Annotated in this window: 12 protein-coding genes; 5 read left to right on the forward strand and 7 right to left on the reverse strand. The window is 69.8% G+C overall.

Features of this window, described 5'->3' with window-relative positions; translation table 11 throughout:
* Nucleotides 1–279 precede the first annotated feature (279 nt).
* Entirely contained in the window at nucleotides 280–1245 is a 966-nt protein-coding gene (locus BM43_RS34190; protein ID WP_025100445.1) for a quinone oxidoreductase family protein, read from the reverse strand.
* A 77-nt stretch (nucleotides 1246–1322) separates the two neighbouring features.
* A complete protein-coding gene (locus BM43_RS34195; protein WP_036051385.1) occupies nucleotides 1323–1574 on the reverse strand; it encodes a hypothetical protein in 252 nt (83 codons plus the stop codon).
* 111 nt (nucleotides 1575–1685) lie between these two features.
* Between BM43_RS34195 and BM43_RS34200 the strand changes: the two genes are divergently transcribed.
* Together BM43_RS34200 and BM43_RS34205 are read left to right on the forward strand one after the other, a co-directional pair.
* On the forward strand, nucleotides 1686–2483 hold the full coding sequence (locus BM43_RS34200; RefSeq protein WP_036051383.1) for an AraC family transcriptional regulator: 798 nt from the start codon (nucleotides 1686–1688) through the stop codon (nucleotides 2481–2483).
* A 270-nt stretch (nucleotides 2484–2753) separates the two neighbouring features.
* Nucleotides 2754–3362 (forward strand): hypothetical protein, encoded by a 609-nt coding sequence (locus tag BM43_RS34205; protein ID WP_036051381.1) that lies wholly within the window; start codon nucleotides 2754–2756, stop codon nucleotides 3360–3362.
* Nucleotides 3363–3425: 63 nt separating this feature from the next.
* Here BM43_RS34205 and BM43_RS41045 read toward each other — a convergent pair whose 3' ends face one another.
* The 4 genes from BM43_RS41045 to BM43_RS34225 all read right to left on the reverse strand — a co-directional run bounded on the left by BM43_RS41045 (nucleotide 3426) and on the right by BM43_RS34225 (nucleotide 9155).
* Entirely contained in the window at nucleotides 3426–3857 is a 432-nt protein-coding gene (locus tag BM43_RS41045; RefSeq protein WP_111946415.1) for an SDR family oxidoreductase, read from the reverse strand.
* Between the two features lie 12 nt (nucleotides 3858–3869).
* Nucleotides 3870–5186 (reverse strand): virulence factor family protein, encoded by a 1317-nt coding sequence (locus BM43_RS34215; protein WP_036053392.1) that lies wholly within the window; start codon nucleotides 5184–5186, stop codon nucleotides 3870–3872.
* Between the two features lie 38 nt (nucleotides 5187–5224).
* A complete protein-coding gene (gene mprF / locus BM43_RS34220) occupies nucleotides 5225–7813 on the reverse strand; it encodes a bifunctional lysylphosphatidylglycerol flippase/synthetase MprF (RefSeq protein WP_017919605.1) in 2589 nt (862 codons plus the stop codon).
* A 523-nt stretch (nucleotides 7814–8336) separates the two neighbouring features.
* Complete coding sequence (locus BM43_RS34225) at nucleotides 8337–9155, reverse strand: FkbM family methyltransferase (RefSeq protein ID WP_036051379.1); 819 nt, start codon at nucleotides 9153–9155, stop codon at nucleotides 8337–8339.
* 632 nt (nucleotides 9156–9787) lie between these two features.
* Here BM43_RS34225 and BM43_RS34230 point away from each other — a divergent pair.
* Complete coding sequence (locus tag BM43_RS34230; RefSeq protein ID WP_045577520.1) at nucleotides 9788–12238, forward strand: DUF3772 domain-containing protein; 2451 nt, start codon at nucleotides 9788–9790, stop codon at nucleotides 12236–12238.
* Between the two features lie 113 nt (nucleotides 12239–12351).
* On the forward strand, nucleotides 12352–12675 hold the full coding sequence (locus BM43_RS34235; protein WP_036051377.1) for a hypothetical protein: 324 nt from the start codon (nucleotides 12352–12354) through the stop codon (nucleotides 12673–12675).
* 136 nt (nucleotides 12676–12811) lie between these two features.
* Here BM43_RS34235 and BM43_RS34240 read toward each other — a convergent pair whose 3' ends face one another.
* Nucleotides 12812–13255 (reverse strand): hypothetical protein, encoded by a 444-nt coding sequence (locus BM43_RS34240; RefSeq protein WP_036051375.1) that lies wholly within the window; start codon nucleotides 13253–13255, stop codon nucleotides 12812–12814.
* A gap of 197 nt (nucleotides 13256–13452) precedes the next feature.
* Between BM43_RS34240 and BM43_RS34245 the strand changes: the two genes are divergently transcribed.
* Entirely contained in the window at nucleotides 13453–13740 is a 288-nt protein-coding gene (locus BM43_RS34245; protein WP_025100457.1) for a YciI-like protein, read from the forward strand.
* Nucleotides 13741–13760: the final 20 nt, after the last annotated feature.

Genomic DNA, 13760 nt, shown 5'->3' on the forward strand with positions numbered 1-13760 from the left:
TAGGACGTCGTTTACCGATACGGCCCGGCTACGTCACGCAGCAGCGAGAGGCGAGCAGCCGTTCGACAGTGATGCGCTCGTTCTGACTGCTCGCTCAATCGGCTTGAAGGCTCGCCGCGTGCCGTTCAGCGTGGATCGTCTGGGACGGTGACCATTGAAAGAAGAGAGTCAGCAGTCACGCAACAGCGGCGAGATAACTTTTCTTATCTCAACGTCACGATCGAACCGACAAACTCGCCCATCGCGAATCGCGCCGATCACGAAGCCACGCACGCCCCCTCACGCCCCGATCGTGAACACCGTGCGCGTGCGGCTATCCGCCTTCGCCCAAACCTCGCCGAGCTGCGCGAGCGGCACCGCCCGCGTGTCGATCCTCAGCCCCGCGCGCGGCGCGATATCGAGCACCATGCGCAACGCCTCCAGCAACATCGGCATCGGCACACTGCCCATGCCGCTGCCCATCAGCGTGATCGCGGTGGAGCGCAGCACCGCCGCCGGCAAGGAGATCTCGCCGCCGCCGATCGCGCCGATCTGCACGTAGCGCAGCGCGGCCAGGTCCGGCAGCGCGCGCGCCGCCGCGCCCAGCAGCGCATGCGCGCTCGGCCCCCAGAGATAGTCGAGCACGATGTCGACGCCGCCCGCGAACTGCTCGCGCAACGCCTCGCCGAGCGTCTCGTCCTGGCCCAGCGGCACCAGCACGTCGGCGCCCAGCGCCGACAGTTCGCCGAGCGCGGTGGCGTCGCGGCCGGTGGCAATCACCTTGCCCGCGCCGAGGTACTTGGCGATCTGCACCGCCAGCCGGCCCGACGAGCCCGTCGCGCCGTTGACCAGCACCGTCTCGCCGAATTCGAGCCGCGCGCGCTCCTTCAGCGCGGCCCAGGAGGACATCGCGGGGATCGCCAGCGCGGCGGCCGTCACGTCGTCGAGCGCGTCGGGCAGCGGCAGGCAATGCGCGTCGCTCACCAGGGTGCGCTCGGCCATCGCGCCGTGCGGCGCGACCGGGCCGAAGAAATAGACACGTCGTCCGTCGGCGTCGACGCCCGTGCCGTCAACCCCGGCGACGAAGGGCAGGCCCTGCCCCGCGGTATCCGAGGTGTAATGCACGCCGGCCGCGCGCGAGCGCGTGACGTGGCTCAGCGCCGAGGCGGCGACGCGAATCTCGCGACAGCCGGCGCTCGCGCGCGGCGCCTCGAAGTCGCCATACTCGGGCGCCTTGCCGGCCGTTTTCACGATTGCTGCTTTCATGGGGAATTCCTCCGTTCGTTCCGGACCGCGCCGGATGCGGCACCGGTCCAGTTTGCTTCAATGCGCTTCAGTTGGCTTCAGTTGGCCTCGACCCAGGCGCGCAGCGCCGGATCACGAATCTCGAGCACCTCGAACAGGCCCAGCGCGCGCAGCGCCGGCAGCGCGGCGAGGATGTCGGCGCGCGCCTCGGCACGTTCCGCCCTGCTCGCATCCGGCGTGCCCAGCACGCGCGCGTTGGCCAGGAACGCGCCGACGGTGCCCTTGCGCACCGTCACGCCAGCCAGCTTGGTTTCGTTTTGCTCGTCGGGCAACAATTGTTCGGCTCGCATCGGGTTTCTCCTGTCTGATCGCTGCGGATCTGGTCATCGATGAAAGGCAGTTTATCGAGATACAATCGGCCGAGCTCCGGTATGGAAGCCAATCGATACGGAATTTCGGCCATGCGCGATCCCCTGCTCCCCCCACCTCTCGTACTCGAATCGGGCGGACCGTTAGTTGCGGCTGCGGAGTTGACGCAATCCGTGGCGCGGGAGACCGAGGCGCATCGGCATGCGCGCGGCCAGTTGGTGGGTGCGCTGAGCGGGCTGCTGTCGGTCGGGCTGGAAGCGCAGCAGTGGGTCGTGCCGGCCACGCACGCGATCTGGGTGCCGCCCCATCACATGCATTCGCTGCGCTCCTACGGGCCGTTCTCGGGCTGGAGCGTGTTCGTCCAGGAGGCGGCCTGCGCGGCGCTGCCGACCGCGCCGCGCGCGATCCGCACCAACCCGCTGCTGCGCGAGGCGGTGCGACGCGCGGCGACCTGGTCGGGCGGCTCGCTCGGTCACGACGAGATCCGCATCGCGGAATTGATCCTGGCCGAGATCGCGGCCTCGCCGGCGCAGGCGCTGGGCCTGCCCCGGCCGATCGACGCGCGTCTGGCGAGGATCGCCGACGCGCTCGCGGCCGACCTGTCGGACACGCGCCGAGCCGAGGATTGGGCGCACTGGGCCGGCATCGCGCCGCGCACGTTGAGCCGGCGCTTCCTGGAGGAAACCGGCATGAGCTTCGCGCAGTGGCGCCAGCAGGCGCGCGTGCTGCGCGCGCTGGAGCGGCTCGCGGTGGGCACCCCGGTCACCACCATCGCGCTCGAACTCGGCTACGACAATGTCAGCGCCTTCATCGAGATGTTCCGTCGCGTGCTGGGTGTCACGCCGGGGAAATACGCGGCGGAGTTGCCGCCGCTGGCCGCGGCCGATTGAGCCGCAGATATCGAGCGCGCCTGTGGCCCGAGCTCCCTGTCACGCAATCACGACGAGAACCCGCGCTTCGTTCCCCCCCTGCCCACCTGTCGCCCATTCGGCTCACGCCATTCGGGCGCGACTTACAGTCGCCCTGAACCGTTATGAGATGCATGGATTGTTACGATCACGCAGCGATTGGCAACGATCGTTTCAAAATCTCGTCAAACAAGAAATATTTAACTTGTTCGAACGAGATTCCCTTCATGAAGATTCTCAATGGAGTGAGACATGAGCAGCAAGAAGCTGAAGGTGATGCAGGCCCGTCGCGACGCCATTCTCGCCGCCGTCCGGCAACAGCCCGGTGTCACCACCAAGGAGTTGGCCGACATCATCGGCACCCATGACGTGAAGCCGGTCTCGAACGCGATGTGGCGGCTGCTGCGCAGCGGCAACATCCTGTCCGAGCAGGTCACGCGCGACGGCGCGCACATGAACGCCTACTACCTGCCCGAGCAGATCGACGGCGATTCGGTCGAGCGCGTGAACCAGAAGCTGGTCGACGCCAGCGACGTGGTTCCCGTCAAGCGCGCCGCGCTTCCGGCGGGCAGCGTCTTCGAGCTGGCGCGCAAGCACAAGCGCAAGACAAACCCGCCGACTCGATCGTCCGGCAAACCCGCCCCCGCATCCGCCAACCTGCCCGCCGACGCCGCGCCCGCCCCCACGCCCCATCCCGCCATCGATCCCTTCACCTGCGCCATCGCCAGCGACGGCAGCCTGGTCCTGATGCGCGCCGGGCGTATCGAACTGGCGCTCTCGGATGCGGACACGGCAATCCTCCAGCGCTACCTGGTGAAGCGCATCGCGGCCAATACGCTGCTGGGCGGCATGGCCGGCTGAGCCGATCGCCGAATCGCATCCCGCCCCTCGAACCCCGTCTTCCGGCGCCCTCGCGGCGCCCCCTCAAAACTCCTGCCGCGTCGGCCGGAACACCACCTCGTTGATGTCGACGTCCTCCGGCGCCCCGATCACATAGGCCAGCAGGTTCGCGAAGGAATCGGCCGGCAGCGCGATGCCGTAGAACTCGCGCACCGCGGCGGCGATATCGGGCTCGGTGATGCTGTCGGGCAGTTCGGTGTCGATCGCGCCCGGCGAGATCACCGTGGTGCGAATGCCGTAAGGCTTCACCTCCTGGCGCAAACCCTCCGACAGCATCCTCACCGCCGCCTTGCGATGAACGGGCTTCAACAATCGGTGAAAAGACAGGATGGGCACGGCACCGAAGCGCCGCTGGAACCCGGATCGGAAGAAGAACGGCCGCGAGACGGCAAGCGGGATGCCTGCGCGCCTCGCGGTTGAGGCGCCGGGGCGGCCGCCGAGCGCGACCATCGACATGCGTTTTCGCGCTCAGCGCCCCGCCGCGTTCCTGCGCAGCGCGTCGAGGATCTGCCGCTCCAGCGCCAGGTAGTCGCCGCCGAAATGGTGATCGCCGCCGGTCTTGATGACCTGGGCGCCGCTGCCGGCCAGCGCCGGGCACAGCGTGTCCTGCTCGGTCGCGCCATAGAAGCACTGCACCTGCTTGAGCGGCAGCTTGTTGAACTCCGGCCGCACCTGCAGGGCCTGGTCGCTGGCCGGCATGCCGAGCCAGCCCGTCACGCGGATCTGGAAGTCGGCCGAGGGCGCGAAACCAAGCAGCGAGATCACCGAAACCTTGTCCTTGAGCGGCTGCGCCAGGCGGTTGTAGGCGAACGGCATCACGTCGGCGCCGAACGAATAGCCGATCAGCGCGACATGCGAGGCGTGCCAGCGCGCCAGGTAGGTCTGCATCACCCGCGCCAGGTCGTGGCTGGTCTGGGCCGGCGTCTTCTCGCTCCAGAAGTAACGCAGACTGTCCCAGCCGACCACCGACACGCCGTCCTTCTGCAGCGCCTCGGCGATGGTCTTGTCGAGATCGCGCCAGCCGCCGTCGCCCGAGATCACGATCGCCAGCAGGCCCTCGCCGGCGGCCATGCCGCCCGGCCTGGCGGGCAACTCGACCAGCGGCAGGTCGGACACGTCGAGCTCGTCGGCGCTGCCGTCGCGCAGATGCGGCGCGAGCAGCGACACCAGGCGCGCGGCGTCGCCCGTCGCGGCGCTGTCGACGAAACCGGGCGTCTTGCGGCGGCTCACGGTCGGGTCCGGCGGGCACATCCTGAAGCGCGCGTCGAGCGTGGCGGCAGGCGCCACCGTCACCGCGCCCGAGATGGTGTTCTCCGGCGCCTGCGCCAGCACCTGGCGCGCCAGCGCGCCGCCCTGGCCGATGCCGGCCACGATCGGCGCGAAGTAGCGCGAGGTCTTCAACTGCCGTTCGAGCTGGTGGCCAACCGCCTCGGCGTCGCCCACCAGCTGATGGCAGCTTTCCTTGTCCCTGGCGAGATTCGCGGCATAACGCGCGGTATCGACGCCGACCGTCAGCGCGCCGGCCTTGGCCAGCGCCTCGGCGGTGGCCTGGTCGGCCGCGCTCCAGCCGCCCGCCGCCGAATACAGCACCACGAAACCATGCACGTCGCCCTCGGGCCGCACCACGCTCACCTCGCCGTAGCGCCCGCCGGGCATCCTGCCCATCCTGCCGACCAGGGTGGCCGGCTGCGAGGCGGCGCTCGCCGCCGTGGCCTTGTCGGCGAGCTTGCCGCCCGCCTTGCCCGATTCCGCCGCACCGGCGCCCGCGACCTGCACCAGCATCATGCCGGCGGCCACCGCCGCCCGGCCCCAACCATTCCACTTCATGAACGCCGACCTCCTGCCAGCAAGGACAGATCGGCCAGCGTGACGAACACGCCGACCGAACCGGAAGCCGCCAGATAACGCGGCTCCCATTGCGGCTCGAACTTGCTCTTGAAGGCGCGCAAGCCGCGGAAATTGTAGAAACGCCCGCCGAAGCGCCAGACGATGCGGCCCAGGCGGTGCCAGAGCGAGGACATCGGCGCCGAGCCCATGCCCGAGAACGGCGCCATGCCGAGGCTCAGGCGCCGGAAGCCGGCCTCCTTCAGGTGCAGGGCGAGCTGCGTGAACAGGTACTCCATCGCGTAGGGCGAGGCCTCGGGCACGTGGCGCATCACGCCCACCGTCGCGTCGGTATTGAGATCGGTGGTCATGAAGGTGACGAAGGCCACCGGTTCGTCGTTCTGGCGCACCAGCATCACCGACTGGGTGGCCAGGTAGCCGTCGTGGAAGGCGGCGATCGAGAAGCTCTTCTCGCGCGCGTCGCGGCTGTCGAGCCAGTCGTCGGAGATTTCGCGCAACAGCGGCAGCATCCCGGGCACCGCCTGTGGCGGGATCACCTCGACCGACATCGCGTCGCGATCGGCGCGCCGCAGGGCGTAGCGCAGGTGCGAGCGGTTCGAGCCCTTCAGGTCGAAACGATCGAGCGCGATGTGCGCCTCCTCGCCGAGCTTGACCAGGGTGAGGCCGGCGTCGAGATAGAGCGGCAGCGCCTCGGCGCGCACCTGGTAGAAGGCGGCGCGCCCGCCGTGCGCGTGCGCGCGCAGGATGAAGTCGTTGATCAGCCCGGCCCATTCGTCGCGCGGGCCAACCGGGTCGTAGAGCGCGGCCCAGGTGCGGCCGTGCTTGGCGTACATCAGGAAGGCCTCGCGCGAGGGCGAGAACAGGAAGCTCTTGTCGCCCATCAGCGCCAGGCCCACGTCGCTGCGGTCCTGGGCGCGGATGATGCGCGCCGCGTCGGCCAGGTCCTGCGGCTCGGGCATCACGAAGCGGCCGGCGGCCGGGCGCAGCAGTTGCCAGAGCGAGGCCATCGCGGCGAACACGCCGGCCGCGAGGGTGGCGCGCAGCGCCCGCGAGGCGCGCTCGTCGAACGAGAAGGTCGACCAGATCTCGCGCGTGTAGGGCACGTCGCGGAACGCGAACAGCAGCACCCAGACGGCCAGCATCAGCACCAGCGCGACCGACATGAACCAGCCGATCGTGAAGGGCTCGGCGAACAGCGAGGAATGGCGATTGAAGCGGCGCCGCGACACCAGCAGCAGCACCAGCAGCGCGACCAGCACGCCGGCCTCGACGAAGGCCAGGCCCTTGGAGAAGGACAGCGCGAGGCTCGCCAGCGTGAGGCCCAGCGCCATCCACCAGGCGGCGTCGAGGCGGCGCAGCAGGCCGCGCGCGACGAACAGCAGCGACACGCCGAGCACGCTGCAAAGCACCTGCGAGCCTTCCATCACCCACAGAGGCACCACGTTGCGCAGCACCGCGATGCGCTGCCAGAAGGCCGGCGTGGCGCCCGAGATCACCAGCATGCCGCCCACCGCGAAGGTGACCAGGCCGAGGAACAGCGGCGCGAGCTGCGAGACCTGGGCGGCCTGGGCCGACACGAAGCGATGGCCGATCGCGCGCCCCTCGAACACGGTCAGCAGCCCGGCCGACAGCACCAGCGGCACGCCGAAATAGATCGCGCGATAGGCGATCAGGGCAGCCAGCATCGAAGTGGGCGGCACCGCGCTGCCGAGCGTGAAGGCCATCGCCGCCTCGAACACGCCGATCCCGCCCGGCGTATGGCCGATCATGCCGAGCAGCAGCGCGCCCGAGTAGACGGTGATGAAGGTGACGAAGCCGATATGGCCGTGCGGCAGCAGCGACCACAGCGCGAGGCCGGCGGCCACCACGTCGATCACCGCGAACAGCAACTGGCCGAGCAGGTCGCGACGCGCCGGGATGTCGAAGGAGAGCCAGCGCCAGCGCGAGCGGATCTCGCGCGGGGCCTTGCCGCAAAGCGCCACCAGCGCGGCCAGCAGCACCAGCACCAGCGCGCCGCCGGCGCGCAGCCAGCCGGGCCCGACCGGCAGCATCGCGGCCAGCGCCGTCGAGCCGCCCAGCATGCCGAGCGCCGTCATGCCGACGATGCCCAGCGCCAGGGTGGCGCCCATGAAGACGGTCATGCGGCCGATCTGGGCGGCGCTCACGCCCGAGGCGCCGTACACGCGCACCCGCACCGCGCCGCCGGTCAGCGCGCCGAAGCCGGTGGCGTTGCCCAGCGCGGTGCCGGCGATGGTGCCGATCCACAGCGGGATGCGCGGCACCGAGGCGCCGACGTAGCGCAGCCCGATCGCGTCGCGCGCGACCAGGGCCACGTAGCTGAGCGCGGTGGCGCCGAGCGCGCCGGCCCATTCGCCGAGCGTGAGGTGGCGCAGGTTGCGGATCACCGACTTGTAGTCGACGGTCTCCGACAGGTGCTGGAACACGAACAGCAAGGCGATGCCGATGCCGAGCGCGAGCAGCGGCGACATGAGGCGGTCGAGCCGCAAGGTCTGGCGAACGCGCGCGAAAGCCTGCGCCGCGCGCCGCGGTAAATCACTAGAAGACATGAAATCTGAGGATCAGGCTGGAACCTGTCGCGAGTTTGACGCTACCGTCGTTACCATCGTGTTGCGGCCGCGCCCCGAACGCGGACTTCGCTTGCCGTGATGGCCGGCCAGGCCGGTATCAGGGCCCGGCAGTCTACCGGAGCGACATTACAAAATGGTTCGCCGCAGCCGCCAGGCTTCTGACGATGCTCCGAAAAACCGCTTCGGCACGCGCGAACCCCATCGCACGTCTGTCGTCAGGAGATTGCGCATGATACTGGAAAAGCGCCGCGAAAAACCTCGCGGCAACTACGTAAAGGCAAGCCCCTAGCGGGTTTTCACGGAACCGGCGAAATTGCCCGGCAGCAGCAACGGCGGCGTTTCGGGTTCCGAACCATCCAGGGATTCGCAGGAATCCGAAGCGCAAGCGTTTGCGGCGCCGAGCTTACTGAAATATTTCGAATAATCGACATCGGTATTTCAATCCCCTCGCCCTGCAGGGGTATTCGAAAGCCGCGGGTTCGCCGGGCGCGCAGCCGCCCGCTCAGCGCAGATAGAGCACGCCGTCGCCCACCTGCAGGTGGGCCGATACCGGATCCTCGCGATGCACGGCGATCAGGTTCAGCCCGGCCGGCACGCAGCGATAGCCGAACTCGGCCAGGAAACCCTCCACCAGCGCCGCGTCGGTCTTCAGCACCTCGACCGTCAGCATCGGGCGGCAGCGCCGCAGCGTGTCGCGCGCGCCGGTCAGCGCCTCCATCTCCATGCCCTCGATGTCGAGCTTGATCAGGTCGACGCGCGGCAGCGCCAGCGAATCGATGCTGATCATCGGCACCGTGCTGCCCACCGCGGTGTCGTAGGAGATCGGCTGCCCGATGAACTCGCCGTTCTCGCGCGGGCGCAGCTCGAGGCTGCCGAAGCTGGCATGCGAGAGGTAGTCGGGCTGCGGCACCGAGAGCTCGCCGCAACGCTCGCCGAGCGCGGCCAGCTTGGCGCGCGCGTTCAGGCAGTTGTTCAGCACCAGGTTGCCGGCCAGCGCGTAGAACACCACCTCCTGCGCCTCGAAGCCCAGCACCCGGCCCCAGCCGTGCATGTGGCGCGCCCATTCGATGGTATGCACGCCGATGTTCGCGCCGCCGTCGATCGCCACCACGCCGTCGCCGTGCAGCTCGTGGCGGCGCGTCAGCATGGCCAGCGTGAAGCCGACCTCGCTGGTGTCGAAGCAGCCGTTCTGCAGCAACTGGTGGCCGACGCCGTAGTCGTCGCCGGTCTCGGTGGTGTTGTGATCGTGGCGGTTCACGATCATCGTGCCGTGATTGGTCGCGGCAAGCATGAACGCGACCGGGCGTTGCGGAAAGCTCATGATGGCGCCTCGCAATCGAATGCTTTGTTCTTGGCAGGCCCGGCACATGGCCGGGCGCGATACACGGGTCCGGTGCGCGGATTGTCACGCACAATCGCGCCGCCTGAACAGCGGGTGTTTGCGGATCACGCCACAGTGGCCGATTCGCCGCCGGGCCCCGTCGGGCGGCCGCAAAACCAGGCCCGGCGGGCGATCCGGGGCGCGCGGCCGGCACCGGCGGCACCTCGCGCGGGGGTGTAACGCGCGTAACGATCTGTGACGCCGGAAGCGCCCCGCCGGCCCGGGCAGCCCCGCGCCGCGCGGCTCGCCGCCGGGCGCCGGCCCGCGGCGACATGCCGGCGCCGCGCTGTCCGGCGCGCACGGCGCACAGGCAGCCGGTAACATCTCGTTCCCGCGCTCGATGGCATGCTGAAGGCCTGGACGCCAGCCATGCCGCTGGCCGCCGTGGCCGACGCCGTCGATCCAGCCGATAACAAAGGTTTGCCATGCTCTTCTCCGCCCGACTGGCGCGCGCGCTCGCGTCGCTGCCCTCGCTGCTGCCGCGGACCTCGCCGCCGGCCGCGCCCTCGGCCCCGCGGCCGGCCGCGAGCCGCCCGCTCGCGCCGCTGCCGGCCGCGCGCGTGCTGCACCTCATGCTGCCGCTCTTGCTGCTATCGGCGGTCCTGCTCGGCACCGGCATGCCGGCCGCGCAGGCGCAGCCGCTGGTGGCCTCGGCCGCCAGCGCCGCCTCCGCCGCGCCGGCGATCTCCTACGCCGACGCGATCGCCTCGCTCAAGCAGTTGCAGGCCGAGCAGGACCGCATCAAGCAGCAGACCTCGACGGCCACCAGCAACACCCAGATCGACACCGCCGATACCGCCACCGAGGCACTCAGCGGCGACGTCGACAAGCTGATCGATGCGCTCAAGCCGCAACGCGCGCAGATCCAAGCCCAGCTCGATGTGCTCGGGCCGCCGCCGGCGGCGGGCGCGCCGCCCGAGACGCCGGCGGTGGCACGCCAGCGCAGCGATCTCGACGCGCGCCGCGACCAGTTCGACGCGGTACTGAAACAGGCCGTGGCCCAGAAGGACGACCTCGCCAACCTGGACCAGCAGTACGCGAAACTGCGCCGCGGATTGTTGCGCAACCAGCTCGCGCTGCGCTCGGGCAGCCTGCTCGGCCCGAGCTTCTGGGCGCCGTTCCACTCGCCGCAGCAGGAGGATATCGACCGGCTGCACAAGTTCTTCGGCCAGATCGCCGCGCAGTTCTCGTTCGCCTGGGAGGATGGCCGGCGCCTGGGCACGGTGCTGCTGCTCGGCCTGGCGATCGCGATCTGGAGCGGCGGGCGGCGCCTGCTCGAATACGGCGTCGCCTGGTTCTGCCTGAACCGCCTGCCGGCCACGCGGCTGCGCCGCAGCGCGCTGGCGCTGAGCACCGCGCTGGCCACCGTGATCTCGACCGGCATCGCGGTGCAGCTGCTCTATCTCGCGGTGACGCGCGGCGAGGCGCTCACGCCCGCGCTCGACGATTTCGCCGCCAAGTTCAGCGAACTGGCGATGACCTGCGCGCTGATCGCGGGCCTCGGCCGCGCCCTGCTCTGCACCCGCCACCCGAGCTGGCGGCTGCCGGCGATCGCCGATCCGGTGGCGCTCGCGATGCGCCGCTTCCCGACCATCCTGGCCGCGCTGCTGCTGGTCTCGGGCACGCTCGAGCAACTGAACCGGATCGCCGACACCAGCCTGCAGGTGACCATCTTCGGACGCGGCCTCGTGGCCCTGGTGGTGGCGCTGACGATCGGCGCCACCCTGCTGCGCGCCAACCGCGCGCGCGCCGAGCTGGCGGCCGCCGGCGAGCAGCCCGAGGCGCGCTCGACCCTGGCCGGGCTGATCCATGCCGGCGTATCGCTGGCGGTGATCGCCTCGCTGGCCGCGCTGCTGATCGGCTACATCACGGTGGCGCGCTTCATCACCTACGAGCTGGTCTGGTTCGAGATCGTGCTGTGCAGCTTCTACATGCTCACCCAGATCACGCGCGACGCCTTCGCCAGCCTGTTCTCGACGCAGTACCGCAGCGGCAACACCATCAAGCACCTGTTCGGGCTGGACGACAGCCATCTGGAGCAGGCCTCGACCCTGCTGTCGGGCGTCGGCGTCGCGGTGCTGGTGCTGCTGGCCGCGCTGTCACTGCTGACCGGCGGTTTCGGCACCACCCCGAGCGACCTGTTCGACAGCCTGCTGACCATGCTCGGCGGCACCAAGCTGCGCAGCCTCAACATCGTGCCGGACCGCATCGTCAACGCGGTGCTGGCGCTGGCGGTGGGCTTCTGGCTGCTGCGCTCGGTGCGCCGCTGGCTGGACAACGAATTCCTGCCGACCCTGGGCATGGACCCCGGCATGCGCGCCTCGCTGGTCACGCTGTTCAGCAACCTCGGCTACGTGCTGCTGGTGCTGATGACGCTGTCCCTGCTCGGCGTGCAGTGGAGCAGCCTGGCCTGGATCGTCAGCGCGCTGTCGGTGGGGATCGGCTTCGGCCTGCAGGAGATCGTCAAGAACTTCGTGTCGGGCCTGATCCTGCTGACCGAGCGGCCGGTGAAGGTGGGCGACATGGTCAGCATCAGCGGCGTGGAGGGCGACATCCGCCGCATCAACGTGCGCGCCACCGAGATCCAGCTGAGCGACCGCTCGACCGTGATCGTGCCGAACTCGCAGCTGATCTCGCAGAACCTGCGCAACGTCACGATGGGCAACAGCACCCAGGGCGTGGCCACCCTGATGCTGACCTTCCCGCTCAACACCGACCCGGAACAGGTGCGCGACCTGCTGCTGAATGCCTACCAGGCGCATCCGGCGATCCTGGAGAAGCCCGCGCCCTCGGTCACCTTCAGCCAGCTCACGCCGGACGGCATCACGCTGAGCGTGACGGGCTACGTGAGCAGCCCGCGCATCACCGCCACGACCAAGAGCGACCTGCTGTTCGAGATCCTGAAACAACTGCGCGCGGCCTCGATCACGCTGGCCAGCCCGCAGATGCTGATGATCCAGAACGCACCCGAGGCGGGCGCCGCGGCCCTGCCCGCCGTGACGGGGACGAAACCCGCCGGCTGAGGCGGCCGGCGCGGTGTTTCGGGTTCGTCATCAATGGTTGCAATCCTTTACCGCATGTGACGATCGCTCCCCCTATGCTTCCCCTCAACACACCAACCGCTTGGGGGAAAGACATGAAGAACATCAAGACGATCGCCTTGCTGGCGCCGGCCCTGCTGGCCGGCTCGCTGCTCACGGGCTGCGTGGCCTACCCGGCCAATCCGGGCTACGGCGGAGGGTATGGTGGGGGATATGGCGGCGGCTACGCCGCTACGCCCGCCTATGCGCAGCCGGGCGTGGCGGTCGACGTCAATATCGGCTGGCACGGCGACCGCTACTGGGACGGCCGCCGCTACTGGGCGCGTGACGACTGGAACCGCGCCCACCCGCCGGGCGATCGCCGCTACGACGATCGCGACCACCGCGGCGACGACCATCGCGACGACCACCGCTGGTAAGCCGGCTCTCGGCACACCGGCGAGCGATTGCCGGGGTGCCGAACGCGGCGCGGCATGAAGAAAGGGCGGCGCGGGCCATCAGGTCCGCGCCGCCCTTCCCGTTTCATCCGTCCTCAGACGCGACTGACGCGCCGCCTCACTGCTGCTGAGCCGTCGAAGCGGCGCTGCCCGGCAACGCGCGGCGGATATCGTCGACCATCGAATGCGCGGCGCCGGTCACCAGCGCCGCGTCCACGCCATAGGTGCGCCACTGGTCCTGCCCGTCGCGCGAGAACACCAGCGAGGCGCGCGAGGAGGACGCATCCTCCGACTTGCCCGAATGCCAGACGATCACCACGTCGCAGGTATAGGCATGCTCGGCCGTCTTGCGGCACGGGCCCTCCTCGCGGATCGCGGCGACATCGGCCGCCACCGGCAAGGGCTGGCCGAGGAAGCTGTTGAGCGCGCCGTGGTTCTCGTCGTCCAGCGCCTGCCGCACGGCGGCATCGATCTCGGCCGGCGCGGGGCCGTCGTGGAACCACCCGCAGGCGGCCAGCACCGGCGCGAGCGCACCGGCAAGCAACAAGGTTCGAAACGTCATCCGGATTTCCTTCTCGCCCCGCCCGCGCGTCGCCCCTCGCGACGCGCCCGGGCAGGCGCGCGCGCAGTGTGCCGCGAAGCGCGCGGCGCGACCGTATCGAATCGTAAGCATTTGTTCGCGCAGCCCGGGGCCGCGCCTATACTGGACCTTTCGCGCCGCGTCCGAGCCGGCGCCCGAGCCCGAACGGAGGAGACACGATGTACTACCTGCTGACCTACGACCTGGTCGACAACTACCTCGAGCGGCGCGGCCAGTATCGCGACGAACACCTGGCGCTGGCCCAGGCCGCCACCGAGCGCGGCGAGTTGCTGCTGGCCGGCGCGCTGGCCGATCCGGCCGACTGCGCGGTGCTGGTGTTCACCGGCGCCTCGCCGGCCGCGGCCGAGGCCTTCGCGAATGCCGATCCCTATGTGAAGAACAAGCTGGTGCGCCATTGGCAGGTGCGCCAGTGGAACGTCGCCGCCGGCCACTACGCGAAGACCTGACACGCGCCGCGCGCCGCCGC

The organism is Burkholderia gladioli (assembly GCF_000959725.1).
In the GTDB taxonomy this organism is placed as follows: Bacteria; Pseudomonadota; Gammaproteobacteria; order Burkholderiales; family Burkholderiaceae; genus Burkholderia; species Burkholderia gladioli.

Excerpts from the sequence above, each read along its gene's own strand:
- BM43_RS34190 (WP_025100445.1), bottom strand. The coding sequence starts at position 1,245 with ATGAAAGCAGCAATCGTGAAAACGGCCGGCAAGGCGCCCGAGTATGGC.
- BM43_RS34195 (WP_036051385.1), bottom strand. The coding sequence starts at position 1,574 with ATGCGAGCCGAACAATTGTTGCCCGACGAGCAAAACGAAACCAAGCTG.
- BM43_RS34200 (WP_036051383.1), top strand. The coding sequence starts at position 1,686 with ATGCGCGATCCCCTGCTCCCCCCACCTCTCGTACTCGAATCGGGCGGA.
- BM43_RS34205 (WP_036051381.1), top strand. The coding sequence starts at position 2,754 with ATGAGCAGCAAGAAGCTGAAGGTGATGCAGGCCCGTCGCGACGCCATT.
- BM43_RS41045 (WP_111946415.1), bottom strand. The coding sequence starts at position 3,857 with ATGTCGATGGTCGCGCTCGGCGGCCGCCCCGGCGCCTCAACCGCGAGG.
- BM43_RS34215 (WP_036053392.1), bottom strand. The coding sequence starts at position 5,186 with ATGATGCTGGTGCAGGTCGCGGGCGCCGGTGCGGCGGAATCGGGCAAG.
- mprF (WP_017919605.1), bottom strand. The coding sequence starts at position 7,813 with ATGTCTTCTAGTGATTTACCGCGGCGCGCGGCGCAGGCTTTCGCGCGC.
- BM43_RS34225 (WP_036051379.1), bottom strand. The coding sequence starts at position 9,155 with ATGAGCTTTCCGCAACGCCCGGTCGCGTTCATGCTTGCCGCGACCAAT.
- BM43_RS34230 (WP_045577520.1), top strand. The coding sequence starts at position 9,788 with ATGCTGCCGCTCTTGCTGCTATCGGCGGTCCTGCTCGGCACCGGCATG.
- BM43_RS34235 (WP_036051377.1), top strand. The coding sequence starts at position 12,352 with ATGAAGAACATCAAGACGATCGCCTTGCTGGCGCCGGCCCTGCTGGCC.
- BM43_RS34240 (WP_036051375.1), bottom strand. The coding sequence starts at position 13,255 with ATGACGTTTCGAACCTTGTTGCTTGCCGGTGCGCTCGCGCCGGTGCTG.
- BM43_RS34245 (WP_025100457.1), top strand. The coding sequence starts at position 13,453 with ATGTACTACCTGCTGACCTACGACCTGGTCGACAACTACCTCGAGCGG.